General features: G+C 51.9%; 14 protein-coding genes and 2 pseudogenes. 5 read left to right on the forward strand and 11 right to left on the reverse strand.

Annotated features, from left to right (window positions below):
• Positions 1-27 precede the first annotated feature (27 nt).
• The 6 genes from ruvB to aspS form a co-directional block, all read right to left on the reverse strand.
• A complete protein-coding gene (gene ruvB, locus OOJ59_RS23580) occupies positions 28-1038 on the reverse strand; it encodes a Holliday junction branch migration DNA helicase RuvB (RefSeq protein WP_005120696.1) in 1011 nt (336 codons plus the stop codon).
• An 8-nt stretch (positions 1039-1046) separates the two neighbouring features.
• Positions 1047-1658 carry a Holliday junction branch migration protein RuvA gene (gene ruvA, locus OOJ59_RS23585; protein WP_038641428.1) on the reverse strand — a complete coding sequence of 204 codons (612 nt, stop codon included), beginning with the start codon at positions 1656-1658 and terminating at the stop codon, positions 1047-1049.
• Between the two features lie 80 nt (positions 1659-1738).
• Entirely contained in the window at positions 1739-2260 is a 522-nt protein-coding gene (gene ruvC / locus OOJ59_RS23590; protein WP_003034867.1) for a crossover junction endodeoxyribonuclease RuvC, read from the reverse strand.
• Between the two features lie 34 nt (positions 2261-2294).
• Positions 2295-3038, reverse strand: a complete 744-nt coding sequence (locus OOJ59_RS23595; RefSeq protein ID WP_006684137.1) for a YebC/PmpR family DNA-binding transcriptional regulator — start codon at positions 3036-3038, stop codon at positions 2295-2297.
• A 28-nt stretch (positions 3039-3066) separates the two neighbouring features.
• Positions 3067-3510, reverse strand: a complete 444-nt coding sequence (gene nudB / locus OOJ59_RS23600) for a dihydroneopterin triphosphate diphosphatase (RefSeq protein WP_038641430.1) — start codon at positions 3508-3510, stop codon at positions 3067-3069.
• A 1-nt stretch (position 3511) separates the two neighbouring features.
• Positions 3512-5284, reverse strand: coding sequence for an aspartate--tRNA ligase (gene aspS, locus OOJ59_RS23605; protein WP_042307805.1), 1773 nt, complete (start codon positions 5282-5284; stop codon positions 3512-3514).
• Between the two features lie 266 nt (positions 5285-5550).
• On the opposite strand from aspS, the gene OOJ59_RS23610 reads away from it, so the two are divergent.
• The 3 genes and pseudogenes from OOJ59_RS23610 (at position 5551) to OOJ59_RS28290 (ending at position 6664) form a co-directional block, all read left to right on the forward strand.
• A complete protein-coding gene (locus OOJ59_RS23610; RefSeq protein ID WP_038641434.1) occupies positions 5551-6117 on the forward strand; it encodes a hydrolase in 567 nt (188 codons plus the stop codon).
• Positions 6114-6209: pseudogene (locus tag OOJ59_RS23615) on the forward strand (hypothetical protein); the annotation flags it as partial. The gene OOJ59_RS23610 and the pseudogene OOJ59_RS23615, both read left to right, overlap by 4 nt.
• A gap of 338 nt (positions 6210-6547) precedes the next feature.
• On the forward strand, positions 6548-6664 hold the full coding sequence (locus tag OOJ59_RS28290) for a YnaM/YnfT family protein (protein WP_349813808.1): 117 nt from the start codon (positions 6548-6550) through the stop codon (positions 6662-6664).
• A 47-nt stretch (positions 6665-6711) separates the two neighbouring features.
• Here the strand turns inward: OOJ59_RS28290 and OOJ59_RS23620 are convergent, their stop codons facing one another.
• Entirely contained in the window at positions 6712-7101 is a 390-nt protein-coding gene (locus tag OOJ59_RS23620; RefSeq protein ID WP_442780962.1) for a HumD family translesion DNA polymerase, read from the reverse strand.
• A 107-nt stretch (positions 7102-7208) separates the two neighbouring features.
• Here OOJ59_RS23620 and OOJ59_RS23625 point away from each other — a divergent pair.
• Together OOJ59_RS23625 and OOJ59_RS23630 are read left to right on the forward strand one after the other, a co-directional pair.
• Positions 7209-7328 (forward strand): annotated as a pseudogene (locus OOJ59_RS23625) (hypothetical protein); the annotation flags it as partial.
• Positions 7329-7421: 93 nt separating this feature from the next.
• Positions 7422-7664: a DinI family protein gene (locus OOJ59_RS23630; RefSeq protein ID WP_268055645.1), complete on the forward strand. Its 243-nt coding sequence runs from the start codon at positions 7422-7424 to the stop codon at positions 7662-7664.
• 38 nt (positions 7665-7702) lie between these two features.
• Here OOJ59_RS23630 and OOJ59_RS23635 read toward each other — a convergent pair whose 3' ends face one another.
• From OOJ59_RS23635 to gpJ, 4 genes are all read right to left on the reverse strand, one after another.
• Positions 7703-8746, reverse strand: a complete 1044-nt coding sequence (locus tag OOJ59_RS23635) for a tail fiber domain-containing protein (RefSeq protein WP_268055646.1) — start codon at positions 8744-8746, stop codon at positions 7703-7705.
• Between the two features lie 58 nt (positions 8747-8804).
• Positions 8805-9044 (reverse strand): phage exclusion lipoprotein Cor, encoded by a 240-nt coding sequence (gene cor, locus OOJ59_RS23640; RefSeq protein ID WP_268055647.1) that lies wholly within the window; start codon positions 9042-9044, stop codon positions 8805-8807.
• A gap of 108 nt (positions 9045-9152) precedes the next feature.
• Entirely contained in the window at positions 9153-9650 is a 498-nt protein-coding gene (locus tag OOJ59_RS23645; RefSeq protein WP_268055648.1) for a hypothetical protein, read from the reverse strand.
• 87 nt (positions 9651-9737) lie between these two features.
• A complete protein-coding gene (gpJ, locus tag OOJ59_RS23650; protein WP_268063517.1) occupies positions 9738-13394 on the reverse strand; it encodes a TipJ family phage tail tip protein in 3657 nt (1218 codons plus the stop codon).
• Positions 13395-13437 lie beyond the last annotated feature (43 nt).

Here is a 13437-nt window from a genome sequence, read left to right on the forward strand (position 1 = left end):
GCCTGGTGAGCGTAGCGACTTCAGCCGCTAAGGCATCTCTGGCGGCGTGATCCCGAAATGGTTCCAGGCGCGCACCGTTGCCATTCTTCCGCGCGGCGTACGCTGCAGAAAACCTTGCTGAATCAGATACGGCTCCAGCACATCCTCAATGGTTTCACGTTCTTCCCCGATCGCCGCCGCCAGGTTATCCAGGCCGACCGGTCCACCGAAGAATTTATCGATCACCGCCAGCAGCAGCTTGCGGTCCATATAATCGAAGCCTTCCGCGTCGACGTTGAGCATATCCAGCGCCTGAGCGGCGATATCCGCCGAAATGGTGCCGTCATGCTTCACCTCGGCAAAATCACGTACCCGGCGTAATAAACGGTTGGCGATACGCGGCGTACCACGGGCGCGACGCGCCACTTCCAACGCCCCTTCATCGCTCATTTCCAGTCCCATGAAGCGGGCGCTACGTCCGACAATGTGCTGCAGATCGGCAACCTGATAGAACTCCAGTCGCTGCACAATACCAAAGCGATCACGCAGCGGGGACGTTAACGACCCGGCGCGCGTCGTCGCCCCAATCAGGGTAAACGGCGGCAGATCGATCTTAATTGAACGTGCAGCAGGCCCTTCGCCAATCATGATATCCAGTTGATAATCTTCCATCGCCGGATACAGCACCTCTTCCACCACCGGCGACAGGCGATGGATTTCATCGATAAAGAGAACATCGTGGGGTTCAAGGTTAGTGAGCATCGCCGCCAGATCGCCCGCTTTCTCCAGCACAGGTCCGGATGTGGTGCGCAGGTTGACGCCCATTTCATTGGCCACAATATTGGCAAGCGTGGTTTTACCGAGGCCAGGAGGACCAAAAATCAGCAGGTGATCGAGGGCATCACCGCGCAGCTTTGCCGCCTGAATAAAAATCTCCATTTGCGAGCGTACCTGAGGCTGGCCAATATACTCTTCCAGCAATTTAGGGCGGATCGCACGATCCACCAGGTCTTCAGGTGTCGTGCTGACAGCCGAAATCAGGCGATCTGCTTCAATCATCCTTTACCTCACAATGCCGCGCGAAGCGCTTCACGAATCAGGGTTTCACTGCTGGCATCAGGGCGGGCAATTTTGCTCACCATGCGGCTGGCTTCCTGTGGTTTATAGCCTAACGCCACCAGCGCAGCAACCGCTTCCTGCTCGGCGTCCTCCGTTGCCGGACTTGCCGGAGAGGTCAGGACCAGATCCGCCGCCGGGGTAAAGAGATCGCCATGCAGACCTTTAAAGCGGTCCTTCATTTCTACAATCAAACGCTCGGCAGTTTTCTTTCCAATGCCGGGTAACTTCACCAACGCGCCAAGTTCTTCACGTTCAACGGCATTCACGAACTGCTGGGCAGACATACCGGAGAGGATCGCCAGCGCCAGCTTCGGGCCTACGCCGTTGGTTTTAATTAACTCTTTAAATAGCGTGCGTTCTTGCTTGTTGTTGAAGCCATACAGCAACTGCGCGTCTTCACGCACCACAAAATGGGTGAAGATAATCGCTTCCTGTCCGGCTTCCGGCAGCTCGTAGAAACAGGTCATGGGCATATGCACTTCATAGCCTACCCCACCAGTTTCCAGAAGGACCAGCGGGGGTTGTTTTTCAAGAATGATGCCTCTGAGTCTGCCTATCACATGACGCTCCTGCGTTAAGGGCTAAAAGGTAATGCGCTATCATAAAAAAAGGCTGGATAGATATCCAGCCTCATTTGTCACTAACGTAACCGACCTCGCGCCAGATTCAGCCTCGACTCGCTCATTTGCATGGCATTCTGACTGACATGGCAGTGGGTAATGGCAATCGCCAACGCATCCGCGGCGTCCGCCTGCGGGTTGGCGGGCAGCTTCAGTAGCGTACGCACCATATGCTGCACTTGGCTTTTTTCCGCACTACCGATACCAACCACGGTCTGTTTTACCTGGCGGGCCGCGTATTCAAAGACCGGAAGGTCCTGATTGGTCGCCGCAACGATTGCCACGCCGCGCGCCTGCCCCAGCTTTAGCGCCGAGTCGGCATTCTTCGCCATAAAAACCTGCTCAATGGCAAAATAGTCCGGCTGGAACTGGGTGATTATCTCCGTCACGCCCGCATAAATCAGCTTCAGACGTGATGGAAGATCGTCAACTTTGGTGCGAATACAGCCGCTGCCGAGGTAGGTCAGTTGCCTGCCGACCTGACGGATTACGCCATAACCGGTAATGCGTGACCCCGGGTCAATGCCGAGAATAATAGACATCACGCATCTCCTGTTATTGTATGGCTTAACCACATCATTCTAAGGTCGCAGCAACCTCATCGGAGATTTCACCGTTGTGGTAAACTTCCTGTACGTCGTCGCAGTCTTCGAGCATATCGATCAGACGCATCAGTTTCGGTGCCGTTTCTGCATCCATGTCCGCTTTAGTGGACGGGATCATCGTCACTTCAGCGCTGTCTGCTTTCAGGCCAGCCGCTTCCAGCGCGTCACGCACTTTGCCCATCTCTTCCCACGCGGTGTAAACATCAATTGCGCCGTCGTCGTAGGTCACTACATCTTCAGCACCGGCTTCCAGCGCCGCTTCCATGATGGTGTCTTCGTCGCCTTTCTCAAAAGAGATCACGCCTTTTTTGCTGAACAGGTAAGCCACGGAGCCGTCGGTGCCCAGGTTACCGCCGGTTTTGCTGAACGCATGACGCACTTCAGCCACGGTACGGTTACGGTTGTCAGACAGGCATTCAATCATCACCGCGGTGCCGCCAGGGCCGTAACCTTCATAGATGATGGTCTCCATATTCGAGTCTTCATCACCGCCCACGCCACGCGCGATGGCACGGTTCAGGGTGTCACGGGTCATGTTGTTGGACAGCGCTTTATCCACCGCCGCGCGCAGACGCGGGTTAGCATCCGGATCGCCCCCGCCCAGTTTAGCCGCCGTCACCAGCTCACGAATGATTTTGGTAAAAATTTTACCGCGCTTGGCATCCTGCGCGGCTTTACGATGTCTGGTATTGGCCCATTTACTATGACCTGCCATAAATAATATCTCCAAAAAGCGCGCCTTCTCAGGCGACGTTAATCACAAATTCTTCAATCGCCTGCCGATTACTCCACGACTTGGTTAACTGGGCGGCTTCAACCGCATTAACCCAACGATAGGTCAGATGTTCGGTGAACACGATCTCTCGTTCTGAGGGAAGTGCCAGGCAAAACCAGGATTCAGTATTACGTTCAATTCCCGGCGCATAGCGATGACGTAAATGGCTAAAAATCTCAAACTCCACCGTGCGCTGACAGTCAATTAAGGTCAGTTGCTCAGTCGCAACATCAATGGCGACCTCTTCCTTTACTTCGCGCATGGCGGCCTGCGACGCGGTTTCACCCTCTTCCAGGCTGCCGGTGACCGACTGCCAGAAGTCAGGATCGTCGCGTCGCTGTAACATCAGCACTCTCCCGGTGTCCTTTGCATAAATCACGACCAACACCGAGACAGGCTGTTTGTACTTCATATCAGTTATTCTCGGCCTTCTTCACAACCTGAATGCTCAGTTCCGCCAGCGCAGCTTCGTTAGCGAAGCTTGGCGCTTCAGTCATCAGACACGCGGCTGCCGTCGTTTTCGGGAAGGCAATAACGTCGCGAATGTTATCAGTACCCGTCAGCAACATGGTCAGACGATCCAGACCAAACGCCAGGCCCGCATGCGGCGGAGTACCATATTTTAGCGCATCCAGCAGGAAGCCGAATTTCTCGCGCTGCTCTTGCTCGTTAATGCCCAGAATACCGAATACGGTCTGCTGCATGTCACCGTTGTGAATACGTACGGAACCACCACCTACTTCATAGCCGTTGATAACCATATCGTAAGCATTGGCAACCGCATCTTCCGGCGCAGCTTTCAGCTCAGCAGCGGTCATGTCTTTCGGCGAGGTGAACGGGTGGTGCATCGCGGTCAGACCGCCTTCACCATCGTCTTCAAACATCGGGAAGTCGATGACCCACAGCGGCGCCCATTTCGACTCGTCGGTAATGCTCAGATCTTTACCCAGTTTCAGACGCAGCGCGCCCATCGCGTCGGCAACCACTTTCTTGTTGTCGGCACCGAAGAAAATCATGTCGCCGTCTTGCGCTCCGGTACGCGCCAGAATCGCTTCCACGATTTCTGCGTTCAGGAACTTAGCCACCGGGCTGGTGATACCTTCCAGACCTTTCGCACGCTCGGTGACTTTGATGTAAGCCAGACCTTTCGCGCCGTAGATCTTAATAAAGTTACCGTAATCATCGATCTGCTTACGGCTTAAGCTCGCACCGCCCGGTACGCGCAGAGCGGCTACTCGGCCTTTCGGATCGTTCGCCGGACCAGAGAACACCGCGAACTCAACGTCTTTCACCAGATCGGCGACGTCAACCAGTTCCATTGGGTTACGCAGGTCTGGTTTATCGGAGCCGTAACGGCGCTCAGCCTCGGCAAAGGTCATGATCGGGAAATCGCCGAGATCCACACCTTTCACTTCCAGCCACAGATTCCGCACTAACGCTTCCATTACTTCACGCACCTGCGGCGCAGTCATGAAAGACGTCTCGACGTCGATCTGGGTAAATTCAGGCTGACGGTCAGCACGTAAGTCTTCATCGCGGAAGCATTTTACGATCTGATAGTAACGGTCAAAGCCAGACATCATCAGCAGCTGTTTGAACAGCTGAGGAGACTGCGGCAGCGCGTAAAACTTGCCTTTATGAACGCGGGAAGGCACCAGATAGTCGCGCGCGCCTTCCGGCGTCGCTTTGGTCAACATCGGGGTTTCGATGTCGAGGAAGCCGTGATCGTCCATAAAACGACGCACCAGGCTGGTAATTTTGGCGCGTGTTTTCAGGCGCTGCGCCATTTCAGGACGACGCAGGTCCAGATAACGATACTTCAGACGCGCTTCTTCGGTATTAACGTGGTTAGAGTCCAGCGGCAGTGAGTCTGAGCGGTTGATGATGGTCAGATCGGACGCCAGTACTTCAATTTCGCCAGTCGCCATATCGGCATTGACGTTTTTCGCATCACGCGCACGCACGGTGCCCGTAACCTGGATGCAGAACTCATTACGCAGTTCGGAGGCCAGCTTTAACGCGTCCGCACGGTCCGGATCGAAAAATACCTGCACGATACCTTCGCGGTCGCGCATATCGATAAAGATCAGGCTACCAAGATCACGACGACGGTTGACCCAACCACACAGAGTCACCTGCTGCCCCTCGTGGGACAGACGTAGCTGCCCGCAATATTCTGTACGCATGAGATATCCCTTAACTTTGCCGCAGGCGGATTGTCATCTGTCTCGCAGATGACGAAGTCGCAGCTTTAGCTGAATGTCACAACTGAATGAAAAAAGGCGGCTATTATACTGGAAATTCTGCCGCACGATAAGTCCGGTACTGACTGTACGCCTGTTTCCTCGACGGGCATTGCGTAATCTCACAAAAAATAACAAAAATTGTCGCCCCTTTCACACTGATTCGCGATTAAGGTGTAACGGAATTCTTATTTTTTACTGGAGTGACCATGCTGGAACTGAACGCAACAACAACCGCCCTTGTCGTTATTGACTTACAGGAAGGGATCCTGCCTTTCGCTGGCGGACCACATACGGCACACGATGTGGTTATCCGCGCCGCACGGTTGGCGGAAAAATTTCGTGCTAAGGGTTCTCCAGTAGTGATGGTACGCGTTGGCTGGTCTGATGATTATGCTGAAGCGCTGAAACAGCCGGTTGATGCCCAGGCCCCGGCCAAAGCGTTACCCGACAACTGGTGGGATTATCCGCAAGCCCTGGGCAAATGCGCCAGCGATCTGGAAGTCACCAAACGTCAGTGGGGCGCGTTCTACGGTACCGATCTCGAGCTACAGTTGCGCCGCCGGGGCATCGATACCATCGTCCTGTGTGGCATCTCCACGAATATTGGCGTGGAATCCACCGCGCGAAACGCGTGGGAGCTAGGATTCAATCTGATTGTTGCGGAAGATGCCTGTAGCGCCGCCAGTGCTGACCAGCATCAAGGCAGCATGACACACATTTTCCCACGCATTGCGCGCGTGCGCAGCGTGGACGAGATCCTGCACGCATTATGATCTATATCGGCTTACCCCAGTGGTCGCACCCGAGATGGGTGCGACTTGGGATCACCAGCCTGGAAGAGTATGCCCGCCACTTTAACTGCGTGACGCGGGTATTTTAAAAATCACTAAAGAACGCCCAAGAGCATGTGTTTTCTTTAGTATATTCAACACATTAAAAATTAACATCATGTGAAATTCGGTAAAGTTCATACGTGTTATAACGTCCCAATTATGCCCCAAAATGCCCCAAAGCAGACATTTTTGCCCCAAGTATGCCCCACAAGTCACGTATTCAAGTCGTCTATATCCATAGCACACCGAGTTACATTCTTGCATCCGGGGTGTCGACAATACCTACTTTATTGAGTGTGCGAGAATTACCAGGAACCTTTCCACAATGTAGTAGTCTAATAGTCGAATCCATCTAACATTAAGAAGCGTTATGATCACTAGCCTCTCATTGATATCTTCTGTAATAGTCACTCTATGTATCATGGTGTTCGCTACAGTAAAGGTAGGGATTGGTTTGTCTAACAATCCAGACAGAAATGATAATTAACCTCAACCACGTAACCACACTTCATACTTCACTTAACAGTGATGTGCTCACATCACCGGGCAATCATCAAACTCCGCGTTCCTGGCATCATTAATGATGTACGTGATCACTCCGAATATAGCGGGCGCAGAACTGTAACCGTCATCATCTGCTGGCAGCGCCTCCCGTCTTCCGTTCTCCAGATTAACCAGGTGGGGTTGAGGATGTGTCCGATATCGCTTGATTCTGAACTCCCCGTCTATTGCGCATATCAGCAGCGATCCATCACAGGCAGTAAGTGACGCATCAACAACAAGCAGCGCCCCCTGAATTATCCCTTCCCTGAAATGTGAACGCGATGCCCGCATGAAATAAGTCGCTGCGGGCTGGCTGATTAGCTGCTGATCGAGGGAAATCTTTGTTTCAACGTAATCACTGGTAGGTGACGGAAAGCCCATGGCTATAGTCCTCCGTTTGGATTGAACAACTGAAAGGTTCGGTTCTCGCCTTCCTGCGTTGATACATCGCGGAATGTTGTCACATACCACTCGATCCATTCGTTGGCCTGCTTCATCGTCCAGTTCCAGTTAACCTTGCTCAGTTCCTGGACAAACCGTTGCGTGGTGACGGTCTTCCGGCCATTTGGTTCCTGCTGTATCGAAGCATACCAGGCTATTTCAATATCGCTGCGTCGTGGCATCATCACGCCCTCTCTTGAATACCGGATAAAAACACAGTATAAATACTGTATATCCATCCAGTAAAGAGGCAATGAGCAATGTTCGTGGAACTCGTTTATGACAAAATGAATTTTGATGGTCTGCCCGGTGCAAAAGATATCATTCTGGGCGAGTTAACTAAGAGGGTTCACAGGATCTTCCCCGATGCTGATGTTCGGGTTAAACCGATGATGACACTACCGGCGATCAATACTGACGCCAGCAAGCATGAGAAGGAACAGATAAGCCGAACTGTGCAGGAAATGTTTGAAGAGGCTGATATGTGGCTGGTTAATGAGTAAACCGACACAGCCCATCTTTTATTGATGGGCTGCGGCTTTCAATCTCCTGCCCACAATTTTTTAACTGTCTCTTCAAGCTTCACAATCTTATCCATTAAAGCAAGAATAGCCTCATGGTGCAGCGCGGCAGAAACACCATAGGTGTCAGGTGAGAGAACACCCTCAACAATTGAGCCATCATCAAGCTCAATATCCTGTCCACTTACAACGGCTTTCGGGAATATTTTTTGCACGTCCTGCGCAGTAAAACCGATGCCAAATGAACCGTTAGATTTCCAGATCCATGTTTGACCTCGAACCTGACGCATCTTGCCAAGTGGGTCATCTATGGGGCCATTAAGATCTTTTAGTCGTTCATCGCAAGTCGGAGACCAGCCAGCACCTCTGGCTATTCCATCCTGGCCAAATGACCAGTAGGCAGGTGAACCACCATATGAAAGTTGTAAGTATCCATAACTTCCTTGTCCTTGTGCTACTTGTGCATACATTGAAAAATCAATCCCGCTGTATACGCCAGATCTGAACCTTGAACCAATTAACTCTGAATCTGTGATCGCCCCTACAGGAGGAGTGCTTGCCGGAGATGTTGAGCCGGCTTTGACCGTTCCTAAAACAACCCCCCCTGATTTGCCATTTACGGTTCCCAGGCGTGAATCATCAGAATTAACCTTTCCTGCCAGGGACTGCGAAAGAAACAGCCACGACGGACCGGTGAAAGTAGTGCCATCCGGGAGCTTCACTGTGATATTCCCGGAGTTGCTGAATACCTGCTGCCAGTTCTGTTTGTCGTAGTTCAGACCGCGAAGTGCCTCTGCGCTCTGGGTAACCAGTGCAGCGGTAACCATATTCAGCGCCACGCGGGGAACGGCAGACCAGGCCGCGCCAGATTGTGTTGGCCCGGTAAAGTTACTGACCAGCGTCAACGCTGTGCCGCTTTCCACTGATTTAATCGGAAGCGTATAGGGAACGCCACCGACAGTGACAACAATAAAATCTCCGGCCGCCACCTCGGTGGTAAACGCGGTCCCGTTGCCAGCGACCGCAGCAGAGTTATTCGTCAGGGTTAAAGTTCCTGCTGACATGGATATCTCCTGAATTAAGATAATAAAAAACCCGCCGGAGCGGGTTATTTTTGGTATTTCATTGAGGGCAATTCGAACTGGTGAAATTATTTTTATTCACCCATCGCCAGTTAAAGGGATAACCGGCCCTGTACTCAGTCTGATTAACAATCTTTCGCACACCGTAAATCTGTACTGACTGGGGCAGTCCACCAAGCACTAACTCAGCCCGACAAACCGGTTTCTGTTTCTCCAGAACAGGCCCTGAACATGCGGAAAGCACCAGACTGGCAATAACAGGAATAATTATATTTTTCATTTCGATACCAGAGTTAATTATTTAAACAAAAAATAACTAATGGCGTTGAATAATAAAAATAGTTTTAATAGATCAATATTCTTAAATTGATCGTTTAAATCGATCGGTTTAATCATATGCGGCTGTGTTTATCGCCGTTATTACAATCCCGCTATTCGTCGTTCCGACTGAAGAACCACTTGCTGTTGTTGATGAAAGTCCTTTTATTCTTGTTCCCGCACCTTCATTGAAGCACCCCGTTCCTACATCAACAGGCTGAATGATTGGCTGCCCACCAGGCGCTGAACCAGCATGCAGAAGAACAGACCCCAGTCCCATCGGATTTACAGCCCATTTACCCGACATGTATGTATCAATGTTAAGCCCACCACTTACAGCACCTGGTGAACCAATAGTTGTAAGGTCGCTTAATACCCGGGACTCATTCGTAAGTACCAGTGTCCCTTCGGCATCCCATATAGCCACCCCCCAGGCCGGAAGCGTAAGCGGATATATGGCAAAAAAATAGGCCTCAAGGACAAAAGCCGATCCCCTGTAATTAGACGCATCAACACTGAACGTATTGCCACTTTTTGAAGCTGATATCAGCCCAGGCCCCGCCGCCATACCCCCTGGATGAAACCGTGAAGCTCAGCGCCTGCTCAAATACCGGCTCCATCGCATCGGCTCTCCATCTAACTGTGTCGCTCCTTATTAACTAAAGAATCTATCTGTTGCAGGGGAGACGATTACTGTAAATCGGTTTACAGAAAAGTAAAGCGTATTTGGTTGTCCCCCTTGCACCTTCCAGACGTTGACTGTGATTGGTACGTTGACCGCGCCTGCAGGTACATCCACATAACCTACAACGTTTCGGAGGATTGAGGTGGTATTGTTGAACTCTTCATCAAACATAACTACTCCGTTTATCGTTAGCTGGACCCTAAATTGGTTATCTGGTCTAGAAACGCCCATTGAAATGGCTGAATATGGTATGCAAATACGAGCAGGATAATTCAGGCCACCTCTCCAGTATAATGTCTGGCTCCTTCCGTCCCCTCTTACTATAGACATTTGCGGGAAAGTCCAAATTGCGCAAACGTCACCCTCTATTTTATTAGCTCGGACCGTCCCATTAAAATATCCGTCATTGCCGTAAATTGTACCGCGGACTGTTACGTTATTGAATTCACTATTTCCATTTTTATTGATATGCCAGCCTACCGAACCTGTAACATAGTTGTTGGACTGGATGTAGTTGCCGATTTTGGCGTTACTGATGGTGCCATCGCCTATCACCGTATCCCTGATAATCACCTGACCATTAACAACAGCAAAGGGTGAATATTGCGTATCACCGCTACCACTCATCAGGACGAACTGATTGGCGTTAAATCCGATACGAGTTACCACCGGCTGGCCTGGCTGAGCCAGCGCTGCGATGCTCATTCCGGCGTTATATTCCTGCCCGTTAATACGCAAACCAACCTTCAGCGTATGAATCGCCGATGCGCCAGTGCTGTCTACCATGGCAGTCAATTTGTCCTGTAGCACAGCTGTTACCTGGGAATATTGCTGGCTGGTAGTCTGCCCGAGTATATCCACTTTTCCGTCAACCGCAGAGACTCTGCCATCCACTGTTGACACTTTCCCGTCAACTGAAGTGAGCATCGTGCCCTGCGCCTGCACCTGCGTGGACATTTCCGCCATGGCTTTATCGACCTGTGCAATGGTCGTTTTAACCACCAGAATATCCGCGCGCACCTCGCCGTACTGCGCCCACTGGTGCTCAACTGTTCCATGGTTGGCCAGCGCATTCTGCAATGCGGCCTCCAGGTTAGTATCAATGTCGCTTGTCAGGCGGTCACCGTCAGCAGACGTCAGGAAGTCATCTGCAATATCGCCCAGGTAGTCGTCAGCATTCGCATTAGATTCACCACGAACCCAGTCGGTCCAGCCGGATTCATTACCCGTTCTATCCACCAGTTGCGCGCGGTACCAGAATTCCTGCCCCGCTTTTAAACCAAGTTGGGTGTATTCGGCAGACGGATAAGGCACATCCGACAGCAAGAGAGGATTCGAGAAATCACTGTTCGCGGTGTACTGAATTTCCGTTTTCAGCGTGTCCCCGGTGTTAGCCGGGAATCCCCAGTTCAGGCGAATCCCCCAGTTGATCGGCGTTGTCGCAAAGCCGACAGGTTTCGGCGGATTTCCCACTTTACCCGTAAGATTTACTTCTGATGATGTCGCCCATACTGATGAAACGTCGCTGGCGTTCACCGCCCTGACACGGACCAGATAGCGACCCGAGTAGATACCCTGCACTTCAAAGCCGAGAGAAGACGTTCGGGGCACACTAATCCAGTTGCCGCTGTCACGCCGCCATTCCGCCTCGTAAGCAACTGCACCCTGAACAGAATCCCAGGCAACGCGCATAGTGGTAATCGCAATGTTCTGGTTAACCGTAGAGTAACTGTCTACGACAATATTTCCTGGGGGAGCCTGAACCCCCGGTGGAATGACACTGACTGGCCGCTCGTCCAGTCTTGCGCCGGTATCAACAGCGGAATAGATATCAGGGTTGTAAGTCGTCCCGGTGACCTCGAAAGTACCGTCGTTGTTGTCCCGCGTTCCCGTAACACGGAAAAGCGCTATAAACAGATCGTCAGAGTCCACACCCCAGTTACATTCAGCCTCCGGCGTTTCGCTGTAGGGTGTGGTGACAGTGACTGTGTTTCCGTTAACGGCCTGGACGGTTCTGGCCTGAGCTGTGCCTGACGGAAGATTCAAAAACAGCCTGTTACCGGCTTTCACATCAGCAGCGCGATCGAGGGTTATGTTGCGGCCGTTAACCGCACTCACCCTGCCGCCGATAGTTCTTCCGGCCAGCTCGTTAGCAGCCACGCCGATCACCTCACCAACAGTGGGGACGTCCATGCCTGTGCTGAAGGTCACCACCTCGCCGATACCGTTGGTAAGCAGCGCCCAGCGCCCCCGCCGGTTTGCCTCTGACTGCCTGGTGCAGCCGATCGCAGTCATTTCGAGCTGACGATAATCGAAGCGCATGGCCAGATCGCTATCGTAAACAGGCTCAGGCGTATCTTTGTAGTGGTTGGCAGGGTCTGACCAGTTCACCAGCGCGGCAGTGTTTCGGGTGGTTTCACTCGGGTCCGCAAAGGTAAATTTTCCTTCAACAACGCTGGCGTGGTTGTAGATGTGCCACACATCCCGGGGCATATCGGCCAGGACATACATCTTATTGTCGCCCCAGTACGTCATGCCGCGAAATATACCCGCCAGATCACGAAGTACGGTCCAGGCGTCATTACGGTCCTGGATATAAACGTTGCAACGAAAACGAGGCTCCGTCCCGCTGCCGCCCTTGCCGTCTGGTACCAGTTGATCGCAATACTGGGCGATGCGATAAAGTTCCCATTTGTCTATCTGAGTCGCATCGATTCTTTGACCCAGCCCGAAGCGCTCGTTCAGGATGATGTCGTAATATATCCAGGCTGGATTATCCGTCCATGCCCATTTAAATACGCCCTCCCATGTACCAGAGTAAGTACGGGTTTCAGGATCATACGTGTCAGGTACACGGATGATTCGCCCTTTCGGATTGCACACAACCTGAGGAATGCCATTGTGGAACTGCTTTGCGTCAAACTCTACATACAGCAGAGCTGTGTTAACGTAGCGAAGTTTGGCGTCAATAATTTCAGTAACGGCCACAACGCGCATGATGTCCACGACATTCACGCTCGTGGAATCCGGCGTGATTCTGCGAACCCGCAACTGCCATCCAGTCGAGGCTTTTGGAAGATTGACGCGGTGGCTGCGCTCATAAAGCGACGTGGTTTTGTCATCAACAGCACCGTTAATCACCGTTTCATACGGCCCACCATCGACCGACAGATCGATAGCATACTCAACGCGGGTGCCGACTTTATCGCCGTTGTTTTTCTGGAGTAAAAGAGTTGGCCATCCCAGGCGAATTCGCAGCGCAGAGAGCTGCGTGTTGGATACCGCGCGAACGTACGGCACGGCCTGTTTCAGCTCGTATGAAACCTGAATCTCGTTTTCAATGCCGGGGAAGCCCTGAATGTAGTCCTGGTCCTGAGTACCGGAACGGAACTCATATTTTACATTATTGAAGTTATAACTTCCGTTGGCGTTCTGAAGGGGCGTATATGAAGATGAGTCACCAAGAAAAATGTTTTTACCATCAAGTCCGCCAGCGAACTCACCCTCTCCAAGAGCAATCAGCACCTTTGCCCTCGCAATGGACTGAATGCTGTCCGGTGCTTCCACGGGCGTTCTGGTCTGATTGCTGCCACCTTTACCGCGGCCTTTGATGATTGTCGTCGTCATATCGCGTCCATAAAAAAAGCCACCGTCAGGTGGCTTATAGTAC

This window comes from Citrobacter sp. W9, from assembly GCF_026719375.1.
In the GTDB taxonomy this organism is placed as follows: domain Bacteria; phylum Pseudomonadota; class Gammaproteobacteria; order Enterobacterales; family Enterobacteriaceae; genus Citrobacter; species Citrobacter werkmanii.

Coding starts and splice junctions, on each gene's coding strand:
- OOJ59_RS23645 (WP_268055648.1), bottom strand. CDS start 9,650: ATGGCGGCGGGGCCTGGGCTGATATCAGCTTCAAAAAGTGGCAATACG.
- OOJ59_RS23610 (WP_038641434.1), top strand. CDS start 5,551: ATGCTGGAACTGAACGCAACAACAACCGCCCTTGTCGTTATTGACTTA.
- ruvB (WP_005120696.1), bottom strand. CDS start 1,038: ATGATTGAAGCAGATCGCCTGATTTCGGCTGTCAGCACGACACCTGAA.
- OOJ59_RS23595 (WP_006684137.1), bottom strand. CDS start 3,038: ATGGCAGGTCATAGTAAATGGGCCAATACCAGACATCGTAAAGCCGCG.
- OOJ59_RS23620 (WP_442780962.1), bottom strand. CDS start 7,101: ATGGGCTTTCCGTCACCTACCAGTGATTACGTTGAAACAAAGATTTCC.
- OOJ59_RS28290 (WP_349813808.1), top strand. CDS start 6,548: ATGATCACTAGCCTCTCATTGATATCTTCTGTAATAGTCACTCTATGT.
- OOJ59_RS23635 (WP_268055646.1), bottom strand. CDS start 8,746: ATGTCAGCAGGAACTTTAACCCTGACGAATAACTCTGCTGCGGTCGCT.
- OOJ59_RS23630 (WP_268055645.1), top strand. CDS start 7,422: ATGTTCGTGGAACTCGTTTATGACAAAATGAATTTTGATGGTCTGCCC.
- cor (WP_268055647.1), bottom strand. CDS start 9,044: ATGAAAAATATAATTATTCCTGTTATTGCCAGTCTGGTGCTTTCCGCA.
- ruvC (WP_003034867.1), bottom strand. CDS start 2,260: ATGTCTATTATTCTCGGCATTGACCCGGGGTCACGCATTACCGGTTAT.
- nudB (WP_038641430.1), bottom strand. CDS start 3,510: ATGAAGTACAAACAGCCTGTCTCGGTGTTGGTCGTGATTTATGCAAAG.
- gpJ (WP_268063517.1), bottom strand. CDS start 13,394: ATGACGACGACAATCATCAAAGGCCGCGGTAAAGGTGGCAGCAATCAG.
- aspS (WP_042307805.1), bottom strand. CDS start 5,284: ATGCGTACAGAATATTGCGGGCAGCTACGTCTGTCCCACGAGGGGCAG.